This is a genomic window from Daejeonella oryzae DSM 19973 (genome assembly GCF_000422945.1).
Taxonomy (GTDB): Bacteria; Bacteroidota; Bacteroidia; order Sphingobacteriales; family Sphingobacteriaceae; genus Daejeonella; species Daejeonella oryzae.
Genome location: NZ_KE383964.1, coordinates 575,384 through 601,569 on the forward strand (window position 1 = coordinate 575,384; position 26,186 = coordinate 601,569).

At 36.8% G+C, this 26,186-nt stretch carries 26 protein-coding genes; 18 read left to right on the forward strand and 8 right to left on the reverse strand.

The features are described 5' to 3' along the window. Positions 1 to 233: 233 nt before the first annotated feature. From thrS to rplT, 4 genes are all read left to right on the forward strand, one after another. Complete coding sequence (gene thrS / locus G521_RS0115745) at positions 234 to 2,159, forward strand: threonine--tRNA ligase (RefSeq protein ID WP_026899380.1); 1,926 nt, start codon at positions 234 to 236, stop codon at positions 2,157 to 2,159. 15 nt (positions 2,160 to 2,174) lie between these two features. Next, positions 2,175 to 2,747 carry a translation initiation factor IF-3 gene (gene infC / locus G521_RS17515; protein WP_026899381.1) on the forward strand — a complete coding sequence of 191 codons (573 nt, stop codon included), beginning with the start codon at positions 2,175 to 2,177 and terminating at the stop codon, positions 2,745 to 2,747. A gap of 86 nt (positions 2,748 to 2,833) precedes the next feature. Continuing rightward, entirely contained in the window at positions 2,834 to 3,034 is a 201-nt protein-coding gene (rpmI, locus tag G521_RS0115755) for a 50S ribosomal protein L35 (protein ID WP_026899382.1), read from the forward strand. 71 nt (positions 3,035 to 3,105) lie between these two features. Further along, complete coding sequence (gene rplT / locus G521_RS0115760) at positions 3,106 to 3,450, forward strand: 50S ribosomal protein L20 (protein ID WP_026899383.1); 345 nt, start codon at positions 3,106 to 3,108, stop codon at positions 3,448 to 3,450. 67 nt (positions 3,451 to 3,517) lie between these two features. Here rplT and G521_RS0115765 read toward each other — a convergent pair whose 3' ends face one another. After that, entirely contained in the window at positions 3,518 to 5,302 is a 1,785-nt protein-coding gene (locus G521_RS0115765; protein ID WP_155975832.1) for a hypothetical protein, read from the reverse strand. Positions 5,303 to 5,441: 139 nt separating this feature from the next. Between G521_RS0115765 and G521_RS0115770 the strand changes: the two genes are divergently transcribed. Beyond that, positions 5,442 to 6,353, forward strand: a complete 912-nt coding sequence (locus tag G521_RS0115770; RefSeq protein ID WP_026899385.1) for a DUF72 domain-containing protein — start codon at positions 5,442 to 5,444, stop codon at positions 6,351 to 6,353. A gap of 94 nt (positions 6,354 to 6,447) precedes the next feature. Here the strand turns inward: G521_RS0115770 and sucC are convergent, their stop codons facing one another. After that, complete coding sequence (gene sucC, locus G521_RS0115775) at positions 6,448 to 7,641, reverse strand: ADP-forming succinate--CoA ligase subunit beta (RefSeq protein WP_026899386.1); 1,194 nt, start codon at positions 7,639 to 7,641, stop codon at positions 6,448 to 6,450. A 155-nt stretch (positions 7,642 to 7,796) separates the two neighbouring features. On the opposite strand from sucC, the gene G521_RS0115780 reads away from it, so the two are divergent. From G521_RS0115780 to G521_RS0115810, 7 genes are all read left to right on the forward strand, one after another. Further along, positions 7,797 to 10,229 carry a DUF5916 domain-containing protein gene (locus G521_RS0115780; protein WP_026899387.1) on the forward strand — a complete coding sequence of 811 codons (2,433 nt, stop codon included), beginning with the start codon at positions 7,797 to 7,799 and terminating at the stop codon, positions 10,227 to 10,229. A 48-nt stretch (positions 10,230 to 10,277) separates the two neighbouring features. Next, positions 10,278 to 10,931, forward strand: a complete 654-nt coding sequence (locus G521_RS0115785; RefSeq protein WP_026899388.1) for an ABC transporter ATP-binding protein — start codon at positions 10,278 to 10,280, stop codon at positions 10,929 to 10,931. 1 nt (position 10,932) lies between these two features. Further along, positions 10,933 to 11,427 carry an ATP-grasp domain-containing protein gene (locus G521_RS0115790; RefSeq protein WP_026899389.1) on the forward strand — a complete coding sequence of 165 codons (495 nt, stop codon included), beginning with the start codon at positions 10,933 to 10,935 and terminating at the stop codon, positions 11,425 to 11,427. Continuing rightward, positions 11,420 to 12,034, forward strand: a complete 615-nt coding sequence (locus G521_RS0115795; RefSeq protein WP_026899390.1) for an HAD family hydrolase — start codon at positions 11,420 to 11,422, stop codon at positions 12,032 to 12,034. The genes G521_RS0115790 and G521_RS0115795 overlap by 8 nt, the downstream gene beginning before the upstream one ends. 53 nt (positions 12,035 to 12,087) lie before the next feature. After that, complete coding sequence (locus G521_RS17520) at positions 12,088 to 13,503, forward strand: S41 family peptidase (protein WP_051189798.1); 1,416 nt, start codon at positions 12,088 to 12,090, stop codon at positions 13,501 to 13,503. Between the two features lie 124 nt (positions 13,504 to 13,627). After that, complete coding sequence (locus G521_RS0115805; RefSeq protein ID WP_026899391.1) at positions 13,628 to 14,263, forward strand: peroxiredoxin; 636 nt, start codon at positions 13,628 to 13,630, stop codon at positions 14,261 to 14,263. Between the two features lie 132 nt (positions 14,264 to 14,395). Then, on the forward strand, positions 14,396 to 14,593 hold the full coding sequence (locus G521_RS0115810; RefSeq protein WP_026899392.1) for a cold-shock protein: 198 nt from the start codon (positions 14,396 to 14,398) through the stop codon (positions 14,591 to 14,593). A gap of 63 nt (positions 14,594 to 14,656) precedes the next feature. Here G521_RS0115810 and G521_RS0115815 read toward each other — a convergent pair whose 3' ends face one another. Genes G521_RS0115815 through G521_RS0115830 form a run of 4 tightly spaced genes read right to left on the reverse strand, consistent with a single transcriptional unit; the run spans position 14,657 to position 18,244 of the window. After that, positions 14,657 to 15,838 carry a class I SAM-dependent methyltransferase gene (locus tag G521_RS0115815; RefSeq protein WP_026899393.1) on the reverse strand — a complete coding sequence of 394 codons (1,182 nt, stop codon included), beginning with the start codon at positions 15,836 to 15,838 and terminating at the stop codon, positions 14,657 to 14,659. Between the two features lie 3 nt (positions 15,839 to 15,841). Beyond that, the gene (locus G521_RS0115820; RefSeq protein WP_309425083.1) at positions 15,842 to 17,104 is read right to left on the reverse strand and encodes an aspartate kinase; all 1,263 of its coding nucleotides are present in this window, start codon (positions 17,102 to 17,104) and stop codon (positions 15,842 to 15,844) included. Next, positions 17,088 to 17,567, reverse strand: a complete 480-nt coding sequence (locus tag G521_RS0115825) for a GNAT family N-acetyltransferase (protein WP_026899395.1) — start codon at positions 17,565 to 17,567, stop codon at positions 17,088 to 17,090. The genes G521_RS0115820 and G521_RS0115825 overlap by 17 nt, the downstream gene beginning before the upstream one ends. An 11-nt stretch (positions 17,568 to 17,578) precedes the next feature. Next, the gene (locus G521_RS0115830) at positions 17,579 to 18,244 is read right to left on the reverse strand and encodes a YggS family pyridoxal phosphate-dependent enzyme (protein WP_026899396.1); all 666 of its coding nucleotides are present in this window, start codon (positions 18,242 to 18,244) and stop codon (positions 17,579 to 17,581) included. Between the two features lie 138 nt (positions 18,245 to 18,382). Between G521_RS0115830 and G521_RS0115835 the strand changes: the two genes are divergently transcribed. The 5 genes from G521_RS0115835 to G521_RS0115855 all read left to right on the forward strand — a co-directional run bounded on the left by G521_RS0115835 (position 18,383) and on the right by G521_RS0115855 (position 23,876). Next, on the forward strand, positions 18,383 to 18,751 hold the full coding sequence (locus tag G521_RS0115835; protein ID WP_026899397.1) for a DUF4296 domain-containing protein: 369 nt from the start codon (positions 18,383 to 18,385) through the stop codon (positions 18,749 to 18,751). After that, entirely contained in the window at positions 18,735 to 21,098 is a 2,364-nt protein-coding gene (locus G521_RS0115840; protein WP_026899398.1) for an endonuclease MutS2, read from the forward strand. The genes G521_RS0115835 and G521_RS0115840 overlap by 17 nt, the downstream gene beginning before the upstream one ends. Positions 21,099 to 21,210: 112 nt before the next feature. Next, on the forward strand, positions 21,211 to 22,317 hold the full coding sequence (locus G521_RS0115845) for a PQQ-dependent sugar dehydrogenase (protein ID WP_026899399.1): 1,107 nt from the start codon (positions 21,211 to 21,213) through the stop codon (positions 22,315 to 22,317). Positions 22,318 to 22,441: 124 nt separating this feature from the next. After that, positions 22,442 to 23,140: a CoA transferase subunit A gene (locus tag G521_RS0115850; protein WP_026899400.1), complete on the forward strand. Its 699-nt coding sequence runs from the start codon at positions 22,442 to 22,444 to the stop codon at positions 23,138 to 23,140. A gap of 79 nt (positions 23,141 to 23,219) precedes the next feature. Beyond that, on the forward strand, positions 23,220 to 23,876 hold the full coding sequence (locus G521_RS0115855; protein ID WP_026899401.1) for a CoA transferase subunit B: 657 nt from the start codon (positions 23,220 to 23,222) through the stop codon (positions 23,874 to 23,876). Between the two features lie 51 nt (positions 23,877 to 23,927). Here G521_RS0115855 and G521_RS0115860 read toward each other — a convergent pair whose 3' ends face one another. Continuing rightward, the gene (locus G521_RS0115860) at positions 23,928 to 24,566 is read right to left on the reverse strand and encodes a uridine kinase family protein (protein WP_026899402.1); all 639 of its coding nucleotides are present in this window, start codon (positions 24,564 to 24,566) and stop codon (positions 23,928 to 23,930) included. Beyond that, complete coding sequence (locus G521_RS0115865) at positions 24,559 to 25,449, reverse strand: LysM peptidoglycan-binding domain-containing protein (protein WP_036679501.1); 891 nt, start codon at positions 25,447 to 25,449, stop codon at positions 24,559 to 24,561. The genes G521_RS0115860 and G521_RS0115865 overlap by 8 nt, the downstream gene beginning before the upstream one ends. Positions 25,450 to 25,684: 235 nt before the next feature. On the opposite strand from G521_RS0115865, the gene G521_RS0115870 reads away from it, so the two are divergent. Further along, positions 25,685 to 26,164 carry a Dps family protein gene (locus tag G521_RS0115870; RefSeq protein ID WP_026899404.1) on the forward strand — a complete coding sequence of 160 codons (480 nt, stop codon included), beginning with the start codon at positions 25,685 to 25,687 and terminating at the stop codon, positions 26,162 to 26,164. Positions 26,165 to 26,186 lie beyond the last annotated feature (22 nt).

Consider the following 26,186-nt stretch of genomic DNA (forward strand, 5'->3'; position numbering starts at 1 on the left):
TTTAATACTCAAACGGGGAATTTCTTCTCTTAATTAATTAGGTTACAATAGCTATTATTAAAATCCCGGCTTCATTTTCTCCTGCCAATTTAATTTGCTGAATAATTTAATGGAATAAATAAAATGCGCAGGGTTTGCTCGGCAAATAATATTATTTTTGCTCCTCAATTTAAAAATCACGTAGTAGGTGATTCGTTTTTTTATTAACACACAACTTATAAATCATTTTGTAGATGATCAATATTACACTCCCCGATGGAACTGTCCGTCAATATGAACAAGGAATATCTGCACATCAGATTGCTTTATCAATTTCTGAAGGACTCGCCCGCAATGTTTTAGGAGCACAAGTAAACGGAGAAGTTTGGGATTCAAGCCGCCCAATTCAAACGGATGCAAATGTGAAATTGTTAACCTGGAATGATCAGGAGGCAAAATCTATATTCTGGCATTCATCAGCGCATTTAATGGCCGAGGCTCTGGAAGCATTATATCCGGGTACGAAATTCGGTATCGGTCCGGCTATCGAAACAGGTTTTTATTATGATGTTGATTTCGGTGACCGTGTTTTCTCTTCCGACGATTTTAAACAGATTGAAGATAAGATTTTGCAGCTTGCTAAAACTAAATCAGAGTACAAACGCACCGAGGTTTCTAAAGCCGATGCAATAAATTATTTCACCGAAAAAGGCGATGAGTATAAGCTTGACCTTCTTAAGGATCTGGAAGACGGAACGATAACCTTTTATAATCAGGGTAACTTTACAGACCTTTGCCGCGGGCCACATATTCCAAATACCGGTTTTATAAAAGCGGTTAAGCTTATGAATGTTGCCGGTGCTTACTGGAGAGGTGACGAAAGCCGTAAACAGCTAACGCGAATTTACGGAGTGACTTTTCCGAAGCAAAGTGAGCTGACGGAATATCTTCAAATGATTGAAGAAGCTAAAAAGCGTGATCACCGAAAGCTGGGCAAGGAACTGGAACTATTTACTTTTTCAGAAAAAGTAGGTATGGGATTGCCTTTATGGTTGCCTAAGGGAACCGCTTTACGCGAAAAATTGGTTAATTTCTTACAAAGAGCTCAGGTTAAATCCGGATACGAGCAAGTGATTACTCCGCATATCGGGCATAAAAATTTGTACGTTACTTCCGGACATTATGACAAGTATGGAGCAGATTCTTTTCAGCCAATAAAGACACCGCAGGAAGGAGAGGAGTTTTTCCTGAAACCGATGAACTGTCCTCATCATTGCGAGTTATATAAATTCAAACCCCGTTCATATAAAGATCTTCCGGTAAGGTATGCCGAATTTGGTACTGTATATCGATATGAACAAAGTGGTGAGCTGCATGGCTTAACCAGAGTTCGCGGATTTACTCAGGACGACGCACACTTATTTTGTCGCCCAGATCAGGTGAAAGAAGAATTTAAAAAGGTAATTGACCTTGTTTTATATGTTTTTAAAGCACTGGGTTTTGATAATTATACGGCTCAGGTTTCTTTACGCGATCCTGAAAATAAAACTAAGTACATTGGTTCTGATGAGAATTGGGCCCTTGCCGAAAGTGCTATAATTGAGGCTGCCGCCGAAAAAGGATTATCTACAATTGTTGAATTAGGTGAAGCTGCTTTCTATGGTCCTAAACTTGATTTTATGGTTAAGGATGCGCTGGGAAGAAAATGGCAACTGGGAACTATTCAGGTTGATTACAATTTGCCGGAGCGTTTCGAATTGGAATATACCGGAAGTGATAATCTAAAACATCGTCCTGTAATGATTCACAGGGCTCCTTTTGGATCATTGGAAAGATTTGTTGCTGTATTGATAGAACATTGTGCCGGTGAATTTCCTTTATGGTTAACACCCGAGCAATTTATTGTTCTGCCTATATCCGAAAAATATGAGGATTATGCTAAAAAAGTTTTAGAATCACTTAATAATTCCGATATTCGCGGCTTGATAGACTCAAGGGATGAGAAAATCGGACGCAAAATACGTGATGCGGAAATGAAAAAAATCCCTTATATGTTGATTGTAGGAGAGAAGGAAATGAACGAAGGACTGGTTTCAGTTCGTAAACACGGTCAGGGAGATTTGGGAAGCATAACAACAGAGGAGTTTAGTAATCAGTTGATTAAAGAAATTACAATTTAAAAAAGAAAATATAATTTGGCATTAGGAAGACCAGGCTTTAACAGAGGACCACGCCCTCCGTTTAAAAAGAAAGAAGCAGAGCATAAGATCAATGAGTTGATCAGGGCTCCGGAAGTTCGCCTTACTGGTGATAACGTGGAAACAGGTATTTATCCTATCCGGGAAGCTTTAGCCATTGCGGTTGAACAAGATCTTGATTTGGTAGAAATTTCTCCAAATGCAGTTCCGCCCGTTTGTAAAATTGTTGATTACAACAAGTTTATTTACGAGCAGAAAAAGAAAATGAAAGAGATTAAGGCCAATGCAAAGCAAACCGTGATCAAAGAGATCCGTTTTGGCCCTAATACAAATGAACATGATTTTCAGTTTAAGTTGAAACATGCTATCGGTTTTCTTGAAGCAGGTGAGAAAGTGAGAGCTTACGTTCATTTTAAAGGCCGTGCTATTGTTTATAAAGAACAGGGTGAAATCCTTTTGCTGAAATTTGCTCAGGCATTGGAAGAGGTTGGTAAAGTAGAACAATTGCCAAAACTTGAAGGAAAACGGATGTTCCTGACTGTTGCACCAAAAAGCGCAAGCAAGAAATAAATCCATCGGCACTATTTCAGTTTGCATTTGCTTATTGATTTAACCGATGAATACATTGAATAATTGACAAATAAATAATAATAGTTATGCCAAAAATGAAGACGTGTTCCAGTGCAAAAAAGCGCTTTAAGCTTACTGGAACAGGTAAAATTGCCAGAAAAAACGCATACAAAAGTCACATCTTAACCAAGATGAGTAACAAACGTAAGCGTGGCTTAGGTCAGACCAGTTTAGTTTCTGATGCTGATATGGGCAACGTAAAGCGTATGCTTTGTATCGGAAAGTAATTAATTAATTTAACCAGGTAACCGGTTTAAAAGTTCCCATAAAGGGCACCGTTTATCAAAATGAAAACAACATGCCACGTTCGGTTAACGCAGTAGCGTCAAGAAGAAGAAGAAAAAAGATCTTAAATTTAGCCAAAGGCTATTGGGGATCAAGAAGCAAGGTGTACACCGTTGCTAAAAACACAGTCGAAAAAGGTTTGCAATATGCTTACCGTGACCGTAAAGCAAAGAAAAGAGAATTCAGAGGATTATGGATTCAGCGTATTAATGCAGGTGCTCGTCAGTATGGAATGTCTTATTCTGTATTCATGGGAAAATTAACTGCCAGCGGAAATTTATTAAACCGTAAGGTTTTAGCAGATTTAGCAATGAATCATCCGGAAGCATTTAAAGCTATCGTTGAATCAGTTAAATAATCTCTTCGAAATAGTTTAAAAAAGGGGAATCAATTGATTCCCCTTTTTTTTGATTAAAATTTTAAGCTTACACTTCCTGATCATCGATTTTCTGGACCTTATTTAATAGCAGAATGGAATAACCGTTTTCGGCATTCGAGGTAAATTCTGCAGGCCGGGGCTGATCAGCATCGCTGATACAAAGCAAAATCTTATCCGGATTTTGTATTTGATAAATTCCCCTGACAATTTGGAATTTAGACTTTTCATCAGCCCATAACAGGTTTATACAATAGGGTTGAATATGCGGCAGGTAATAAACCAGACCGGCTGAATGAGTATTCATAAGTCCTAATTCAAAACTGGAGCTCTGCAGCGTTAAGGTTATTGTTGTGCCTGTTAGATCGATTCCTACGCCCGAATGCTGATAAGTCTCCCCCTCCCATACCCCGTCAATATTGGGGTTGGAATTTAATCCCTGCGTTAATATATCTTTCATCAATTCCTTCTCACGGTCTGTGGCAATGGAATAGTTTTCATAAAGAGCTTGTAAAACATTTTCATAAATAGGCGCTAATTCATGGGCATAATCTTCATTTATTGCCTTGATGTATTTTTGGAGATAAGGTACAGATCCATCGGTGATTAAGCGTTCCAGGAAATAACCTTTTAAAAGTGGCGATTCTATACTGTTGATCAGAAATAAAAAATCCTGAATTTCTTTTCTAACTGCTGATTTGTGCTGATCATCCCGCATCCTGAAAAGGTCGATCATGAAAATTTCCAGTTTTAAAGCATAAGGTTCTCCATAACTTGGTTCCTTTTTAATGGCTTTATCACAATTAGACAGCGAGGTTTCTTTCAGTTCCGGAGTACCATATTTCTCAAATATGTTGGTATGCGCAATGGCTGCATTTACATACGTTTGGGGCAAAAGATCATATTTATTTTCATAGTTCTGAATCAGTTGCACCATTTTTTCATATTTCTCTTTTTCATTATTTGAGCTGTAATAGCACCTCATTAAAGTATCAATGATCTGGATTTTTAATCCTTTACTTACGTTTAATTCGGTTTGTAACAGCTTTTCAAAGCTGTTAATCAGATCGTCGCCTTCATATTTTTTTGCAGCCGCCCGGTCAATCATAGCACTTATCACATCAGCCCATAAAAAATCAAGGGTTTCGGAAAACTTTGTATCCAGTCTGCTGGTAATGGTTTTCTCGAAACTGTTGCGGGAATTTTCCTGGCTTTGAATTGCTGTAAAAAGGTCTGATGTATTTTTATTAAGAATTTCTTCAAATTGTTTGATGCGGGTAAGAGTTGTTCCTTCGAAATCAACAATGCGTTTGGTTATGGTTGAATTAAACTGCTGGATCTGGTTATCCAGTATAGACCTGAAATTATCAAGCCTAAGGCCAATATCTTTTATTCGTTCATCGAATAATTTTGTGCTGCTGTTTATAAAATCCTTTTGTTCTGAGAGAAGAACGTCAAGTTTTTCTTTTGATTCCAGATTATCTTCTCTAACTTTTCTGCTTAAGTCTGAGACACTGTTATCAATTTGTTTACGGGTACTTTCTGAAAAAAAATATTTAGCCAGAAATCCCAGTAAAAATGAAATCAGACCGATTACAGTACTGGTTAATGCAATTTTCCCCGAAATGTAATTACCCACCTGCTTATCAACCATATCCTGTAATGTTCTGTCGAAATCTGTATTAGGTACACGGGTGTAAAACTTTTCATCCATTCTTTTTTCAAGAGAATCGATTCGGTTTTTTAAGCGGGTGTTTTCTTCCTGTAAGCTGCTGCTTTGCTGAGCAACCAGCATTAAAGGCAGTAAAAGCAAAACTAAAAGTAATCTCTTCATCGTATTTAATAACAGATGAGTATTCGTGAGAAATGATTATTGGCAGAAAGCTTGTATAAATATAATTTTAATAAAGTAATTATCAATAAGCAATTTAAGAGCTATTTAGAGTAATTAGTTGCTATTAATTATTAAAAAAATGGATTTTGGATACGTTAAACCTGAATTAATAAAAGAGATTGATTTCACTTTACCTCCGGATACGGACCTGACATCCCGTGTTTTAAAATCAACGAATACGCAAGTTTCATTTGATGCGTATGTGGGATGTGCAAAATGGGGCCGTAAAGAATGGATTGGGTTGATATATCCGGAGAAAACCAAAGAAGCACATTTCCTTGATGAATATGTAAAGCAATTTAACAGTATTGAGTTAAATGCAGTATTTTATAATATGCCTAAAAAAGAACAGATTAAAATTTGGCGTGAAAAGGCTGAGAACGTGCGAAATGATTTCAGGTTTTTTCCAAAAATTACACGTGGTATTAGTCATTTAAAGCGGCTGAAAAATGCAGATGAGCTTACTTCGCAATATCTTGAGAATATAACTGAATTTGGAATTACCCTTGGCCCTTGTTTTCTTCAGCTGAGCGATAATTTCGGACCTAAAAATTTTGACGTTCTAAAATCATATTTGGAAGCGCTGCCCGATGATTTTAAGCTTTTTGTTGAAGTAAGGCATCCGGAATGGTTTTCGGATAAATCTGTGCGATCCGATTTGTTTAATATGCTGCATGAATTAAATAAGGGTGCAGTAATAACCGATGCAGCGGGTCGGAGGGATTGTGTTCATATGGAAGTGCCAATGCCGCAAGCCTTTATCCGTTATGTTGGAAACGGTTTGCATCCTACCGATTATAGCCGGATCGATGAATGGGCTGAGAGGATTTTAAGCTGGAAAGAACGTGGACTTCAATCTTTATATTTCTTTTTGCATCAGCATGATGAGAAAGATACACCTGTATTGGCAAGTTATGCAATAGAAAAATTTAATAGGCTACTGGGTACGAGTATTGAATTACCCAAGATCATAACAAAAACCGAAAGTTAAGTAGAGAAAAAAATAAAACATGAAAGGCGCTTAATGCGCCTTTCATGTTTTATTTCAATTAAACCCGCTAATTAATTACCGGGCTTTTGTCAAATTAATTTTCTAAAACCTGCGTTACCAGATCTGCTGCTTCTTTTAACTGAATAGCAGAAAAAACCTTTAATCCAGATTCATCTATCAGTTTTTTAGCTTCTACCGCATTTGTTCCCTGTAACCGAACAATAATAGGAACTGGGATATTTCCAATTTCCTGGTAAGCATCAATAACACCTTGTGCAACACGATCGCAACGAACAATACCACCAAAGATATTAATCAGAATTGCTTTAACATTTGGATCCTGAAGAATGATATTGAAACCGGCTTTTACAGTTTCTGCGTTTGCAGTTCCACCAACGTCAAGGAAGTTAGCCGGCTCACCGCCTGCCAGTTTAATAATATCCATAGTCGCCATGGCTAATCCTGCTCCGTTCACCATACAGCCCACGTTTCCGTCAAGCTTTACATAGTTGAGGTTAGAATTGCTTGCTTCAACTTCAGTTGGATCTTCTTCGCTTGTATCCCGCATGTCGGCATAATCAGGATGACGGAATAATCCGTTATCATCTAGATTTACCTTTGCATCTACAGCTAAAATTTTATTGTCTGAAGTTTTTAATACCGGATTGATCTCAAACATGGATGAATCGGTAGCTTCATAAGCTTTGTAAAGAGCAGCTATGAATTTGGTCATGTCCTTAAACGCATCGCCGCTAAGGCCAAGATTAAAAGCTATTTTGCGAGTCTGAAAACCTTGTAAACCTACTTTAGGATCTATTTCTTCTTTGAATATAAGATGAGGAGTGTGCTCCGCAACTTCTTCGATATCCATTCCGCCTTGTGTAGAGTACATGATAATATTACGGCCGCGTGCACGGTCAAGTAATACACTTACATAAAACTCTTTCGTTTCACTTTCGCCGGGATAATAAACATCCTGGGCAACCAGAATTTTACTTACTTTTTTACCTTCTTTACTTGTTTGTGGAGTAATGAGCTGCATTCCAATAATTTGTTCTGCTCTTTCTCTTACTTCATCAAGATTTTTAGCCAGCTTCACGCCGCCACCTTTACCACGGCCACCTGCATGAATTTGTGCTTTTATAACTACCCAGTCAGAATTATAATCTTGTTTAAGCTGTTTTGCAGCTTCAACTGCCTGGTCTGGAGTATCGGCAACCATGCCTTCCTGAACGCGTACGCCGAAGCTTTTTAATATAGCTTTGCCTTGATATTCGTGAATATTCATTTTGCTTGTAATTTGCGGTAAAACTACCATTTTGCTTTTGTTTCCAAAACTTATATTATGGAAATTATAAGGACAGGAATTAAAACATGTAAAACTTTCGTTTCCATCCAATTTATGTAAATGCTTCTCTTTAACATTGTGGCTCAAAATAATTTATGAAGCAACTTTACGTATTGTTTATCTTCTTACTTTTCAATTTCCAATCTCAGGCTCAACCGATTTCTAAAAAAGTAAATGCGGTACGTTTAGTAATTCAGCCACGCATTGATGGAATATTGGAAAATGAGGTGTGGGAAAATATAGAACCTGCCAAAGATTTCAGGCAATATTCGCCACGTAATGATGCAGAACCATCTCAAAATTCAGAAATCAAAATAGGCTATGACCATTCGGCGATATATATTGCTGCATTTCTTTATGATACACATCCCGACAGTATTTTAAAACAATTAACTCAAAGAGACGATTCGGGAAATGCCGATCAATTTTTGGTTTCATTTGATACTTTTTCGGATCAGCAGAATGCCTTTATTTTTGGCGTTACAGCCGCAGGTGTACAAATTGACGACCGGATAGGATCCAATATTGCAGCTAATTCAGCTTCAAATTTTGATGTAGTTTGGGAAAGTGCCGTTAAAATAACCGACAAAGGCTGGTTCGTAGAAATGAAAATTCCATTTTCAGCATTAAGATTTCCTAAAAAGGATATACAGCTATGGGGAGTAAATTTTAGGCGGGATATCAGGCGCTTACGCGAAGAAGATTTGTGGTCACAAACTCCGGCAACGGCTCAAAATATTGTACCCTATTTCGGCTCTTTGCAGGGCATATCTCATGTAAATCCTCCATTGCGTTTGTTTTTAACTCCATATCTGGGAACCACCGTAAGTCATTATCCCATAAATAAATCCGGCCTGAACAATTACTCTTCATCTTATAGTGCGGGTGCTGATTTAAAATATGGCATTAATGAAAGCTTTACCTTAGATATGACTCTGGTTCCTGATTTCGGCCAGATCGCTTCTGATCCAAAAGTTTTAAATCTGAGTCCTTATGAAGTACAGTTTGATGAAAATCGTGAGTTTTTTAAAGAAGGTATCGATCTATTTAATCAGGGCGCACTTTTTTATCCGCGAAGAATTGGAAAAACACCAGCCGGTTTTAATCGCATTCAATCATTGGCAGCATCAGGAGTTGATGTTACTGATAACCCGGCACAGGTTCGGTTACTGAATGCTGCAAAAATTTCAGGACGCACTCCATCCGGCTTAGGATTAGGGATATTAAACGCAATTACTGCCCGAACGGAGGCTCATATTAAAACCAGCTCAGGTGCTGATTCTGTTATTGTTACAGAGCCTTTTGCCAATTACAATATCCTGGCTTTAAATCAAACTTTTGATAACAATTCATCAGTTAGTTTTATCAATACAAATGTAACCCGCGATGATATTAGCAGGAATAATGCAAATGTTACCGGTTTAGGTTTTGTATTAGGAAACCGTGCGAATACCTATGCACTTCGAGGATTTGCTGCCCTAAGTCAAAAAATATTTGAAACAAATGTGCAGGATGGATTTAAATACACGCTGCAGTACGGAAAAATTAACGGTAATTTTCAATTCAATCTGCTTCAAACTGTAGAAAGTGATCAATTTAATCCAAATGATCTGGGTATTTTAAAGGCTCCTGATGAGTTTAGCAACTCTGCAAAGTTTATTTATCGCACCGTAAAACCAAGGGGTGTATTTCTGAGGACTAACTCTGATATTAACTTTCTTTACTCCAGCACCTACAAAACAAGACAGTATCAGGATGCCGGCGTAAGTATTTCTTCAAATGCTGTTTTTAAAAACTTTCTGTTTGCTCAATTAAAAGTGAATGCTCACGCCAACGGAAATGATTTTTTTGAAGCGAGAATTCCGGGCAGGGTTTTTAAACGGCTGGGTTATATGGGGTTTAATGGACTTATTTCAACGGATTACCGCAAGCGTTTTGCTATCGATATCAGCACAGGTATTTATGATAATTTTGCCATCCGCAGGCCTTATAAATTTATTAAGATAGAACCTCGTTACCGCTTTTCTGATAAATTCAGCATGATATTTACCCATCATTATGAACAAGACAGGCAACAGGGATTTGCAGATATTGAGGGATCAGACATCGTTTTCGCAGAGCGTTTTGTGAAAACCGATATCACCGAACTGGAAAGTGCCTATAGTTTTAGTCCAAATATGTCGCTTTCTGTTCAGGGAAGATATTATTGGAGTCGTGTAAAAAATTACGAATATAAATTGCTTACTGATGAGGGATATTTGGCTCCCAATACCATTGGTTATAACAGGCAAAATGATCAGAATGCAAATTTCTTCAACGCAGATTTGGTTTACCGATGGAGATTTGCTCCCGGAAGCGACTTCTTTGTAGTTTATAAAAACAACATTCAGGAGTTTCAAAACCAGGTTCAGAAAGATTATTTCAGAAATGTGCGCTCTGTTTTTAACAGTGATCAGCAAAACACCTTAAATTTAAAAGTGCTTTACTTTCTGGATTATCTCTATTTAAAAAATCGGGTTAAAAGTTAAGCAGACAGAAAGCTTTTCAATTATGCGATACTTTGTATCTTCGCAACCATGCTTCAGGCCAAAGGAATAAAAAAATCATTCGGAAAATTAGAGATATTAAAAGGGGTAGACCTGGATATTCATAAGGCAGAAATTGTAACAATTGTTGGCCCGTCAGGCGCCGGTAAAAGTACCTTACTTCATATAATCGGAACTTTAGATTCTCCGGATGCAGGGAATGTTCATATAAACGGAATTTCTATAAGTTCTTTATCTCCAAAAAAATTGAGTGCATTTAGAAATGAGCATATTGGATTTATTTTTCAGTTTCATCACCTGCTGCCAGAATTTACGGCTTTAGAAAATATTTGTATACCTGCATTTATTGCAAAAAAAGGTAAAAAAGAAACAATGCTGAGAGCGCATGAACTATTAGAGCTTTTGGGGCTTTCTCACCGGGCAGAACATAAACCAAATGAATTATCGGGTGGAGAGCAGCAGCGTGTGGCTGTAGCCCGGGCACTTATCAATAATCCTTCTATAATTCTTGCGGATGAACCTTCAGGAAATTTAGATTCAAATAATGCAGAAAGCCTGCACAATCTTTTTGTTGATCTTCGCGACAGATTGAACCAGACGTTGGTGATTGTAACGCACAATGAAAACCTGGCTAATATGGCCAATCGGATTGTTCATATGAAAGATGGCTTAATTATTCCTTAAAATGCCTGTTCTAATTACCGCAGCTTCGCATGCCGAAGCTTATAAACTCGAAAGGTTGCTTAATGCTTCAGATGTAATTTTTGCTGATCACATTGACAATTCACATCTAAAGTATTCGGGACGAAAACACATCCAGATTCCTGCGGGAAATTCTGCAAGTTATGCCCATGAACTTTTGAAAGCCTGCCTTGATCTGGATATTGAGAAAATTTATCCTTTATATTTTGATGAGATTGTTGCGCTATCAGAAGCAAAACTTCTATTTGATGAATATGGCATTAAAGTTATAGTCCCCGGAATTGATTTTCTCAGAAATATAAAAGCTCAGCAAATTGCACTGGGAGCTGATTTGGTAATTATTGAAGACGGGAAATTAATAGCAGGAAATTTGCCTCAGAATTTAAGTTTATCTCATACATTAGAAACAGGTATCTATTGTTTTAATATGGATGAAAATCCGCAGGATATTAAATTATTCTTCATTTATCATGCTTAAATACACCGATCTGGAGCCCAATAAGAAAGCTTATGTTTTTGAGCTGGATAATGTACTTATTCCCGAAAGGGATTATCTTCTGCAGGTTTATTATTTATTCTCCAATTTTATTGAGTTTACAGAAACTGTGCCTACAGGTAAAGAACTGACTGACTTTTTTAAAACTGCTTACGAACATCATGGCTCAGAAAATATATTCGACCGGGCTAAAGAAGCCTTTAATCTGGATGAAAAATATCGTGAAAATTTCAGAAAATTGCATTATACAGCCCGACTGCCTTTAAAATTGCTTTTATATAATCAAATGCTTACGCTTTTGCAGGAATTGGTTATTGATAGAAAGCAAATCTTCTTAATTACTAATGGTGATACTGAAGTACAGTTAAATAAGATTCGACAGACAGAATGGAACGGGCTTGAGAAATATTTGAAAGTTTATTTTGCCCAGGAAACAAACTTAAAGCCAGAAACAAACGTATTTGATATTGTACTTAATCAGCATCAATTAATCAGGAAGGAAATTACGATTATAGGAAATTCTGCAGTTGACGAAGAATTTGCTTTATCATGTGGTGTTGATTATATTCCTTCTTCTACTTTTATGTAAAAAATAAAACAATCAATTAAACGTTTTGGTTAACATTATCATATAATTTATACATGATTAACATCTCTCAGATTTCGGGCTACAAACTATTGAAAGTCTTCTTTTTATTATCATCTGCTTTTCTGACATCCTGTCAAAAAGATCCAGTTATAAATGGCGTTGACGATACAGTTTATGTACCTCAGGTAGATATTCGCGACTCAGCATACCTATATACAAAAGATATATATCTGTGGTCAGAAGTATTGCCATCTATTGAAGACTTCAGACCGAGAAACTCAGCTGATATTTTTGCTGTAATGACAAAAGTGCGCAGTTACCAGCCACTGGATCGTTTTAGTTTTGTAGAGAAAAAAACGGATACAGATAATTCAAACCAGGGTCTGGATACAGATTTTGGATTTCTGGTTAAATTTTTCAGTAGCTCAACAGATCTTCGAGTAAACTATGTTTATCAAAGCTCGCCTGCAGGAAATAAGGGTGTAAAGAGGGGTTGGAAAATACTGGCTTTAAATGGAAGAGCACTTGACGCCTCCAAGCAAACAGATGTGGATTACTTGAATGATGTATTTTTTGGAACAGCTCAGTCTGCATCTTTTACTTTTCAAAAACCAGACGGAACCACAACAATGATAACTATTGATAAAGGAATGTATCCTTTAAATACGGTGTTATTTAAAAACGTATATACCTTTGGTTCTAAAAAAATAGGCTACCTGGTATTTAATCAGTTTTCAGGAATTTCATCGGTATATGAACTAACTACAGCAATCGATTATTTTCAGTCAAACGGAGTAAATGAAATGATCGTCGACCTGCGTTATAACCGAGGTGGTTTTGTATCTACTCAGGATACGTTGGCTAATATGCTGGCACCGCAAAGTGTGGGCAGGGGCCAGAATGTGATGTATAAATATATTTTCAATCAAAAATATTCAAGCTGGAACGAAACAACATATTTTAATAAAGCCAGTACATTAAATCTGAGTAAAATTGTATTTATAGTTACTTCGGCTTCAGCCTCGGCAAGTGAATTATTAATTAATAATCTGAGGCCGGTAATGGATGTAAAACTGATTGGTGAAAAAACATTTGGTAAGCCTGTAGGGTTTTTCCCAATACCTGTATTTGATTATAATATTTATCCGGTTTCATTTAAAACAGTAAATAGCGTTGGGTCTGCAGATTATTACACCGGATTCCCAGTTGATAAAGTTACGGTTGATGATGTATCAAAAGATTTTGGAGATATCAATGAAGCGAGTTTAAAAGAGGCATTAAATTATATCAATTCAGGAGCATTTACAGCAATTACCGCTAAACGAATTATGTCTGGCAGTTCTATGAATGAGTTTCAGTTGGATGGCATCAATAAAGAAATTCATTCGAATATTCGTAAGATCGAAATTGAGAACCGCCCATCTAAAATGCCACGGCCCATTCGTGATCTTCAAGAAAAATTCAAATAAAAGTATACAACTCATGCTGAAAGCCTGCTCCTAAAAAGCAGGCTTTTTCTTTGATATTTATTTGTCGGGTGAATTCAAATTATTTAAATTGGAATAATCAATTTTTTAATTAATATCTATTATTATGAGTTTAAGATTAGGTGATACCGCTCCAAATTTTACCGCTAAAACATCCGAAGGTGAAATTAATTTCTACGACTACGTTGGTGATAGCTGGGTAGTTTTATTTTCACACCCCGCTGATTATACCCCGGTATGTACTACCGAATTAGGAAAGACTGCTTCTCTGAAACAGGAATTTGAAAAACGTAATGTAAAAGTCATTGCACTAAGTGTTGATTCTGTAGAATCACATAAAGGCTGGATAAAAGATATAAATGAAACTCAGGATGTAGAGGTTAATTTTCCAATTATAGCCGATGAAAGTCGTGAGGTTTCTATGGCTTATGATATGATCCATCCCAACGCTTCGGAGACTTTTACCGTTCGGTCTTTATTCATTATTGATCCGGATAAAAAAGTTAAATTAATGATTACTTATCCGGCTTCAACAGGAAGAAATTTCCAGGAAATTCTTCGGGTTATAGACTCATTGCAGCTTACAGCAAACTATAGTGTGGCTACTCCTGCCGATTGGAAAGCGGGGGAAGAAGTTGTTGTGGCCCCGGCCATAAAAACAGAAGATATTGCTGCAAAATTTCCCAAGGGCTTTAGGGAGATAAAACCTTACCTTAGAATGACTCCGCAGCCTAACTTATAAGTAAATTATATAAGTTTATAACTTAATTATACTATGATATTTGTTTATTAAGATAATCTTATATCTTTGGTAACATAGTGGTGATTAATACTTGGGAATTTCACCTTAATGAATATTTTTAATATCTAACTTATGAAAACTGGAAAAGTAAAGTGGTTTAACACACAAAAAGGTTATGGTTTTATTGTACAAGATGACGGTAAAGACATATTTGTACATTTTAAGGACGTTGACGGAGGAGTAAATTCCCTGCGTGATAATGACGATGTAGAGTTTGAAGTTGCAGAAGGCCGCAAAGGAATGCAGGCTGTGAATGTGAAGAAAGTTTAGTTATCCTTAATATAAAGACCTTTAAAAGCTCCGCAACAGCGGAGCTTTTTTGTGCATTTTAAATTATAGGCGATCACAATTCAATACCAGCAATTGGTTTTCTGATCCCGTTGTAAAGATCAAATAATCACTTCCGCCATCCTTAATTTTATGCTTCCTCTTTAAATCAGCAGGCTGATGAGGGAAATTTCTGGTGATAATATTTGCTGTTTTAACCGTATTCTTTTTCATAAATTCAGAATACGGCCAGGATTTTTTCAGTTGGAATTTGCGTCCTATAAATGTATTGTTTAATTCTTCTGAAGTGTATAAATGTGTATGCTGATGAAGTTTTAAAATATTGAAATCCCGGGTAATAAGTTTGAAGCATCCTGCTTTTAATAAACATACATCCGGCTCATAAATGAATTTTAAAGGAGCTGAAAAATGCCCGATGCTGAAAGATTTTTCTTCAGATATTTTAAAACTATAAAGCTGAACATTATCAGTTTCTAAGGCGGCGCAAAGTATAACAGGCTCTTCTTCAGAAAAGCCTTTTTCAATTACCCAAAGTAATTCTTTACAATCATTTTTTACACTAACAATGTGTATCTCTTTAACATTTTTTAGTTCCTTTAATCCCGATTGAAGATCTAAAAGGGGGGAGGTTTTTATGATAATTCGTAAAGATTTTGCAAGTAAACTTTCCAGGTTTGAGGGGACATCAGGTTCGCAATCCTGCAGCTTAAATACTTTTTGTGAATTTAACCTGCGAGAAGGATCAATGTAAAGAGTGTCAAATTCTATATCAGTTTTATGTATAAATTGGATTCCGTCACCCTGAATAAAAGTGATATTATCAACACCCAGAATTTCAGCATTATGTTTGACAATTGCAGAAAGTTCTGTATTGATTTCACAATGAAATACTTGCTGTGCTTTTCTGGAAAAATAGTAACTATCTATTCCAAATCCGCCGGTAAGATCTGCAACTTTGCTGCCCCGTATTAAATCAGCCTTGTATTTTGCAGTTATTTCTGAAGATGCCTGTTCAATGGATAATTTCTGCGGAAAATAAATTCCCCGAGTGTTGAACCATAAGGGAAGCTTTTTCTCAGTTCGTTTTTTACTTTCTATTTGTTCTGCCAGCTCTTTTGTACTTACATCTTCAAAAGCTGATTTGCCAAAAAGTATCCTGCTAATTTCTGTACCCAGATTTTCTGAGATGAATTTTTGAGGACCGGTTTTTAGAATTGACTTGTTCAATGATTATTTGAGTACGAACTGAGCAGTATTTCTGCTTAATTGTTCCATTAAAATTATCCGCCCTTTACTTAATAAATCAATTGTTTCGTGTCTAAAATACCTTATTGTATAAAGCTCCAGATCTGCATTATATTTAATTCTGAAAGTAGTATTCAGCAGTTTTAATAACTGTTCAAATTTCTTTTGATCGTAGTCAAAACACACAGAGAAACTTAGTGCAGAAATCTGCATCATATTTATTTTAATGTGCTTTGAAGCAAAAACAGCAAAAATAGCAGATAAATGCTCTTCTGAAATAAATGAAAAATCACGTGTGAAAAATGAAGTCAGCACCTGATTTTTTTTAACAATTATGGCCTGCTGATCAGCCGAAATGAAAGGATCATTGTTGATAATCGTTCCGGATTCTTCGGGGTTTAAAAACGGCTTTACAAATAAAGGGATATTAGCCTGAAATAAAGGCCTGATTGTTTTAGGATGTATTACCGTAGCTCCATAATAACTCATTTCCATGGCTTCAGTATACGGCAGCTGGCTGAATTTTATAGTTTCATTAAATAATTTCGGATCTGCATTTAATACTCCGGGTACGTCTTTCCAAATAGTTACTGATTCCGCTTTAAGTGCAGAAGCAAATATGGCCGCACTGTAATCAGATCCTTCTCTGCCTAAAGTGGTTGTAAAATTCTCTGATGTTCCTCCAATAAAACCCTGGGTAACAATTGTTTTTTTGGCTAATATCTGAGGGAGATTCTGTTGAATAATACTGGTTGTTTTGTTCCAGTCCACCACACCCTCGCGGTAGGTATTATCTGTTTGTATATACCCGCGGGCATCAATCCATTGATTGTCTAAACCTGCGTAATTTAAATAAGCACTTACAATTTTAGTGGAGACCAATTCTCCTACTGATACAATCTGATCATAATTAAAATCATAATCGGGATGAGGCTCCTCCTCCAAAATCCAGTCAAGTTCAATAAAAGAATTTGAGATTTCATCAAAAACCGGATGTGAGGGATCATTAAACAGATCTGTTAAAATTTGATCGTGATATGATTTAATTTCATCAAGCAGGTTTTGTGCTTCGTGAGATTGATTTACGTAAGCATATGTCAGTTTTTCAAGTGCATTCGTGGTTTTTCCCATCGCAGAGATCACAATCAGGAGGGAACTCTGTGTATTCAGCGAAACAACTTTTGCAAGATTTTTAACACCTTCAGCATCTTTTACAGACGCACCGCCGAATTTATAAACCTGGATCACTCTTTAATAAATTAATCTGTTCTTTGGAAAGGGAGGCATTCAACCAGCCCGTTTCAATATTTGAATTGTACTTTTTGTAAAAATTAATAGCCGGTTCATTCCAGTCAAGCACCTGCCAGGTCATTCCATTATATCCTTTATCTACGGCCTCATTAATCAATGTGTCGAATATAAGTTTTCCTATTCCCTTGCCTCGTGATTTCTCGGTAATCAGAAGATCTTCTAAATATAATCTGCAGCCTTTCCAGGTTGAATACCGAATGTAATACAGCCCGAAGCCATGTATAAAACTATCTTCTTCTGCAACGAAAGCCTTCCAAACCGGCTTGGTTCCGAAACCAGCTTCTTCAAATTCGGTTAATGTAACGGTAACTTCCTCGGGCGCTTTTTCAAAAAGGGCCAGTTCATGAATCAGCTCCATAAGTCTGGCGCAATCTTCTTTTCGGGCAACTCTAATATTCATAATTTAATTCTTTATCTGCCGCCAAATATGGTGCTTCCTACGCGGATCATGGTACTGCCTTGCTCTATCGCAATTTTGTAATCCGACGACATTCCCATCGAAATTTCTTTGAAAGAATCTTCTTTTCTGAAAAAGGTCTCTTTTAATCCTTTAAACAATGTTTTTAATTCGTAAAATTCTTCCTGTAATAGTTTGGGATTTTCTGTATTGGTAGCAATTCCCATTACCCCAGTAATTCGGATATTGTTAAGTTCAGCAAACTCCTCAGATCTCAACAACTCTATAGCTTCATCAAAACCAAGTCCAAATTTAGTGTCTTCATCGGCAATGTAAATTTGAAGAAGGCAATCTATTACCCTTTTGTTTTTTAGAGCTTGTTTATTAATCTCCTGTAAAAGTTTAAGACTATCTACAGAGTGGATCAATTTTATAAATGGTGCAATAAGTTTTACTTTATTTGTTTGAAGATGCCCAACTAAGTGCCATTCAATATCCTGAGGGAGTTTTTCATGCTTTTCAACCAGTTCCTGTACCTGATTTTCGCCAAAACAACGCTGACCGGCTTCGTAAGCTTCCAGCACTTCCTCCGCTGATTTTGTTTTTGAAACAGCTATTAATTTCACGTTTGCACGTTCTGCCTCTTGCTTTATCGCTGAAATGTTAGCTGCAATGCTCATTTATCTGTATTTTTGATTTTTATATAGGAGGGTAAACCTACATGATACCTGTATAAAAAACAATAAGAAAATGATTGGTCTGTAATATGATCAGACAGGTATTTGTAAAATTTTATTTTGATATTTCGTTATATACCTATGAGGCATTTCATACTACTTTTTTTCGGACTGGTTTTGCTGTCTGCCTGTGATCAGCAAAAAGCGCCAAAAGGAATAATGGAAAACAAAAAGATGGTTACTGTTTTAACAGATGTTCATTTAATGGATGCCTATATTTCAATGATTCCTTATAATGATTCTGTATTAAAGCAGCAGTCTTTAAGGTATTATGATGCGATTTACAAAAAGCATAAAATTTCCCGTCGCGATTTTGATAAAAGTCTGGAATATTACAGCAAACAGCCCAAAGTTTTAGATAGCATGTACAGCCAGGTTATAACTAATCTGAATAAAAAAGAAAAGGAACAGGCAAAGTTTCTAAAGAAAAAAAATGATATACCCCAGTAATGCTTCAGAAAAATTAGGATTTCTTGAAATAAAGCAGCTTATAAAAAATTATTGTCTTAGCCCCATGGGGGAGCAAATGGTTGATAAGATCCAGATGCTTACAAACTTTGATCATATTAACAAATTTTTAAGGCAAACTCAGGAATTTAAAAATATCATAGAGAATGATTCTCCGCTTCCTATAAGTACTTTTTTTGATATTAAGAAACTCGCTGATAAAGCACGAATTGAAGGAACTTATTTAAGTGAAGACGAGTTTTTTCAGGTGCTGCTATCTTTAAATACAGTTTTTTCAGTCATTCATTATTTTAATGAGCGCCAGGGTCAATATCCAAATCTGGAAGCTCTTTTTGAACATTTGCCGGTTGAGAAATCTATAATCAGCAAAATTGAATTCATAATAGATCCCAAAGGAAAGATTAAGCCGAATGCTTCTAAAGAACTTGCAGAAATTACCCACAGCCTGGCAAAAGCAGAGAAAGAAGCACGAAATAAAATTGATCAGATTTTTCGGTCTGCTCAAAACAGCGGATTTACCGCAGATGGAAATTTAACGGTTCGCGACGGCAGATTATGTATTCCGCTGTTAGCAGAAAATAAACGTAAAATTAAAGGATTTGTACACGATGAATCTGCCTCAGGTCAAACGGTTTATCTTGAGCCTGAAGAAGTATTTCAGCTTAATAATTCTATCCGCGATCTTGAATTTGACAGGCGCCGGGAGATCATAAAAATATTGCAAAGATTGACGGATGACTTGCGGCCTTTTGTTCCCCTGCTGCTTTCTTATCATGGCTTACTTACCAAACTTGATTTTGTAAGGGCCAAAGCGTTGTTTGCAATTGAAATTGACGGGAATATGCCTCAATTAAGCACTCATTCCGAACTCAGCCTGATCAACGCCAGTCATCCTTTACTTCTGCTGAATTTTAAAAAGGAAAAGCATACAGTTGTTCCATTAAATATTCAGATTGACGAGCATCAGCGGGTTATTGTTGTTTCGGGTCCGAATGCCGGCGGCAAATCTGTCTGTATGAAAACCGTTGGACTGCTTCAGATTATGGTTCAGGCAGGTTTGCTGATTCCTGCAGATGAACATTCTAAATGCGGAATTTTCAAACAGATCTTTGCTGATATTGGAGATGATCAGTCAATAGAAAGCGATCTGAGTACCTATAGTGCGCATCTTTCTAAAATGAAATATTTCATTGAAAATTCCAATGCAAAGACTTTAATTGTTATAGACGAGTTTGGAACAGGTACGGATCCTCAATTTGGCGGACCCATCGCGGAAGCTGTTCTGGAAAGTTTGAATGCAAAAAAAGTGCGTGGAGTAGTCACTACGCATTATTCAAATTTAAAGAATTTTGCCAATGCCACATCCGGTTTAGAAAATGCATCCATGCTTTTCAACAATCAGCTGATGCAGCCTTTATATATTCTGGAGATGGGGAAACCCGGAAGCTCATATGCTTTTGAAATTGCTCAGAAGATTGGACTTCCGCCACAGGTTTTAGAATCTGCACGATCGAAAATTGGCGATCAGCAGAAAAAAGTGGATACTCTTCTGGTTGATCTTGAACGCGAAAAAAGAAAGCTTTTAGAAAATAAAATTGCTATTGATATAAGAGAATCAAAGGTGAATAATCTGCTTGAAGAAAATCAGAAGTTGCAATCGTATCTGGATGAAAACAAGAAACTGATTCTAAAAGATGCAAAAATAGAAGCTCAAAATATCATTAAAGGAGCCAATAAATTGATAGAGAATACCATTGCAGAAATTAGAGGAAGCAATGCGGATAAAGAAAAAACCCAGGGGCTGCGGCATAATCTTCAGCAAGAGCTGAAAAAGAATGAGGTTAAAGAAAAGGTAATTAAACCTGCCGCAATATCAGTAGAAATCAAAGCGGGAGATTGGGTAAAACTCATCGATTCTGAAACTATGGGGCAGGTAATTGATGTGGCTAAAGATAATGTGATTTTGGCTATGGGAGATTTGCGATCGGTAGTTAAGCTGAAGCGGGTTGAAAAAATTTCTAACAAATCTGTTCCAAAAGAAATCCGAAAAACATCGTATTCAAATCTTACCGAGAGCATTTCTCAGTTTAGCCCCGAGCTTGATCTGCGTGGAAAAAGGGGTGAAGAAGCACTTTATGAAATTGAAAGGTACCTGGATAAAGCAATTATGATGGGGCTTCCGAGTTTGAAAATTATTCATGGTAAAGGGGATGGAATCCTGAGAAAACTGATCAGACAATACCTTAGTAAATATTCTCAAGTCAACCGGATGGAAGACGAGCATGCCGATCGGGGCGGAGACGGAATTACGTATGTTTACCTGAACTGATTTAACATATGGGTTATTGAAAAATCTGAATAGCATTTCAAATGTATAAACGTGTGTGAAATGAACTTTTATTCTGTTGATGAGTTATTATTCAGATACTAATCCAACAGCCATGAGATCATTTTTTATCATATTTACTGTATTTGCATCCTTTCTTATATTAGCTAGTTGTAAAAATACAAAGAATCAAGACCGTCCGCCAGTTTCTGATGCTGAAATAGACATCAATGTATTAACCGAAAACCTTTCTCATCCATGGGAGCTTGTCTATGGATCTGACAACAAAATTTGGATGACCGAAAGAGGCGGAAAGGTTAGCTGGATTGACCCTGTAACCGGAAGTGTAAATCTTGTTGCTAATTTAACGGAGGTAGTTTCAAGGGGCGAAGGCGGATTATTGGGAATGGCCCTTCATCCTGACTTTGTCAACACTCCCGAAGTGTTTTTAGCCTATAATTATCTCAAAGGAGGTGTTTATACAGAAAAAGTAGTAAAGTATAGATATAACGGAACTTCCTTAATTAATCCTTCTATACTGATAGATAATATTGAAGCGAATACTTTTCATAACGGTTGCCGTTTGCTGATTTCCAATGACAATAAGCTATTTATATCTACAGGCGATGCCGGCGATAAGCCTTTGGCTCAGAATATGAATTCTGTGAATGGCAAAATTCTTCGCCTGAATCTGGACGGATCAATACCCGCTGATAACCCATTTCCGGGAAGTCCGGTCTGGAGCCTTGGTCATCGGAATGCTCAGGGTTTGGTTTTTGGAAACAATGTATTGTATAGCTCTGAACATGGCCCTAATGCTGATGATGAGATAAATATTATCAGCAAAGGGAAGAATTATGGCTGGCCCAATGTAGAGGGTTTTTGCAATGAGAATGCAGAGAAAGATTTTTGTCAGGCAAATCAAGTGGTTGAGCCTCTGAAATCATGGACTCCAACTATTGCTGTCAGCGGAATAGATTTTTATACCCAGGACTATATTCCTCAATTTAAAAATTCTGTATTGATGACTACCCTGAAGGATAATACCCTTTACCAATTAAAAATGAACGCTGCGGGTAGCAGTGTGGAAAGTATGACGGAAATTTTTCGGGGTACTTATGGCCGCTTAAGAGATGTTTGTATAGCGCCTGACGGTAAGGTATATGTTTCCACAAGTAACGGTTCAAATGATAAAATACTGGTCATCAGCAAAAAAAACTAATTAAATTAAGGATGTTTCTCGATTATGAACAAATTTAATTCTTCCTTAAAAGATTGATTTAAATTTTATTCATATCCGTTTCTAATGCTAAGGTATTTGTTAAATTCGCTTCAAATCTTTGTATATGATTAATAAAGTAGTATCCAATGCCGATGAGGCAATTAAAGATATTGAAAACGGCATGACCCTCATGTTGGGAGGTTTTGGCCTTTGCGGGATTCCCGAAAACAGTATTAATGCACTTGTGAAAAAGGGCGTAAATAATTTAACCTGCATATCAAATAATGCAGGTGTCGATGATTTTGGTATCGGCCTGATGCTTCAGAAAAGGCAGGTGAAGAAAATGATTTCATCTTATGTTGGTGAAAATGCAGAATTTGAACGCCAGTTATTAAGCGGCGAGCTCGAGGTGGAGCTTATTCCACAGGGAACCTTAGCTACGCGTTGCATGGCTGCTGGCTACGGCATGCCTGCAATTTTTACTCCGGCCGGAGTAGGTACAGAGGTTGCCGAGGGAAAAGAAATAAGGAATTTTAATGGAAAAGATTATCTCATGGAAATGGCTTTTGATGCTGATTTTGCAATTGTAAAAGCATGGAAGGGAGACACATCGGGGAATTTAATTTTTCGTTCAACTGCCCGCAATTTTAATCCGGTTATGGCTATGGCAGGCAAAATTACCATTGCAGAGGTAGAAGAATTAGTGGAACCCGGTCAGCTGGATCCAGATCAGATTCATACTCCCGGAATTTATGTTCACCGTATTTTTCAGGGTGAAAACTATGAAAAGAGAATTGAGCAAAGAACGGTGAGGACCAGGTAAACTTAGAGGTTGATGATTTGACAATTCACAAGTCAGAAGCAGCTAATTTGTCCATTAAATTAATTAGAAATCATAACAAATGTTAGATAAAAACGGTATCGCGAAACGTATCGCTAAAGAAATAAAAGACGGGTATTATGTCAATCTCGGAATTGGAATTCCAACGTTAGTGGCTAATTATATCCCCGAGGGTATTAATGTAGTATTGCAATCTGAGAACGGTTTACTGGGAATGGGACCTTTTCCTTTTGAAGGAGAGGAGGATCCGGATTTGATTAATGCCGGAAAACAGACCATTACAACTTTACCCGGTTCCGCAATTTTCGATTCTGCAATGAGTTTCGGAATGATCCGGTCACAAAAGGTGGATCTTACCATTTTGGGTGCAATGGAAGTATCTGAGAACGGAGATATTGCAAACTGGAAAATACCCGGAAAAATGGTTAAAGGAATGGGCGGAGCTATGGACCTGGTAGCTTCGGCCAAAAACATTATTGTTGCCATGCAGCATGTAAATAAAGCCGGAGAAAGCAAGCTTTTACCTGAATGTACCTTGCCTTTAACCGGAATTAAGTGTATTAAAAAAGTGGTGACCGAACTTGCCGTGCTGGATATTTTGCCAGAAGGTGGTTTCCGCCTTTTGGAAAGGGCACCGGGTGTATCTGTTGATTATATTAAATCGGTGACCGCCGGAAAGCTAATTATTGAAGGAGAGATACCGGAAATGGATGTGTAGCAAATAAAAAAAAATCCCCATAAGGGGATTTTTTGAAAGAAAACTCAATTTTTAGTGAGCTAAAACGGTGTGTTTTAGTTCTTCCGAAAGTTCTTGGGTAATATTAATTATATCATCGGCAACATGAGTATTGTTCATGATGATTTTATCTGCCGTGCATTTGTAAGGAAGTAAATACGCGTTATATGCAGGGATTACATGGTTTAACCATTGATACATCACCATATCCCGATCATAGCCACGCTCTTCGCCATCACGCTTAATGCGGCGGTTCAAAGTGATTTCCTCATCGGCATCCATAAATATCCGCATGTCAAAAAGATTAGCCACGCGGGTATAGTGAAATATAAATAATCCTTCCACAATAATGATAGGAGCCGCCTTGATAGTAAGCATTCTGGCCTTATCCTCAGAAACATTAAAAGTATATTCCTTTTTCTGAATGGTTCCTCCCGATATAAGCTGACTCAGATCAGAATAAAGTTTTTCATCATCTATTCCTTCGGGAAGATCAAAATTGATCCATCCGTTCTCGTCTATTTCCTGGAGATGCTTTGCTCTGTAATAATCATCCTGTGAAACCAGACAAATGTCATCTGAGCTAAAATGATTTAGAAAACAGTTTAAAAAGAAAGTTTTTCCGGAACCGCTGCCTCCGGCAATGCCTATTACAAATGGCTTTTTATTCATTAGGAACACCGTAAACAATATTAACCTGAAACCGCTTGTCTAATGCTCCAACCATATCGGCAGCAGCTTTTGTAATTACAATGATCACATCTTTAGTAGATTCGTTTTCAGTGAATTTGCCAACAACTTTTGCAAACGTACTTTTAGTTGTCATTGGATTAGTCACTTTCACAACCGTTCCGATTGGAGCAGTACGGTGAAGAGCCAGCATTTTACTACCATCTATATTTTCATCGTTTATCCAGGTGGCAACTCCATGTTCATCAACCTCGCGTAAGCCATACCTGGCCGGTGGCAATTTTAAGCGGTCACCTGCATTCACGCTACTATCTATTTGAGTAGGAGTATTTCTTCGTCCGTTAGACATGTTAGCCGGAACATTTAAAATAATTGGAGATGCCGGAGTTACCTGATTGCTGATGTTACCATAACGGATCTTTAAAATTTGACCCGCTGCAAGCGTGTTGCCGGTCAATTTGTTAAGAGCCTTTATTTCATCAACTGTGGTATTGAATTTTCTTGAGATGGCATATAAAGTTTCCTTTGTTCCAACTTTATAATCAACCAGCGCTACTTTTGAATCATCCTGGACCTTCGAATTAGAATTTAGATTTCCGGGTTTTTCAGTTCTATAAATTCTATCTGTTGGAACTTTGATTTCTAATCCAATCTGCAATGATTTATTGTTATTGTATTGGATAACTGATTGAGGACTAACGCTGTATTTGCGTGATATTGAATAATAACTTTCTTTGCTTTCTACTTTATGAACGATTAATTTTTTACCGTTTAAATTTTCAGTTCCGATAGAATCTAAGGTTGATGCAGTGGAATAAACAGAAAATAATAGAAAGCAAATAGAGAATGATAGTCGTATCTGCATGATTTTTTTTTTGTGTGCAATTATACAAAAAATGAAACAATTTTTGAATTTGTTTCTTTAGCTGAACAAGTACTGGTTATGCTGTATGCTAAACGAAAAACTTCAGGTTTGTTATATATGAGCAACTAAATTTAATAGATAGAGTCAGGGTGGTAATTGCACTGGCTTGTAAATTGCTTATAATGCCAATTAGAATTGAGGATAATTAAATACATACTTAATAAAAAATAAAATTATGAATGCCAAGGAAATAAGTCTGGAAGAGAAACAAGTAAAGCCTATTGTAGATCAGTTAAATGATTTATTGGCAAATTATCATGTACATTATCAGAAATTAAGGGGTTGCCACTGGAACGTTAAAGGATCGCATTTTTTTACTTTACACGTTAAGTTTGAAGAATTATACGTGAATGCTCAAATAACTATTGACGAACTGGCTGAAAGGATATTGACCCTAGGAAAACCACCGCACAGTACATTTTCTGAATATTTAAAAGTTTCTCAGATTAAAGAAATTAATACAGTAGGGATGAAAGATACTGATATGGTATTATCGATAATGGATGATTTTTCAACGCTCATAGAAATGGAACGTGAAATTATGTCTACAACTGCTGATGCAGGAGATGATGGAACAAATGATCTGATTAATAAATTCATGCAGTTTAAAGAGAAAAACAACTGGATGCTCAGGTCCTTTATTGGGAAAAATTAAAAAAAAAATCCGGCTTGATTGA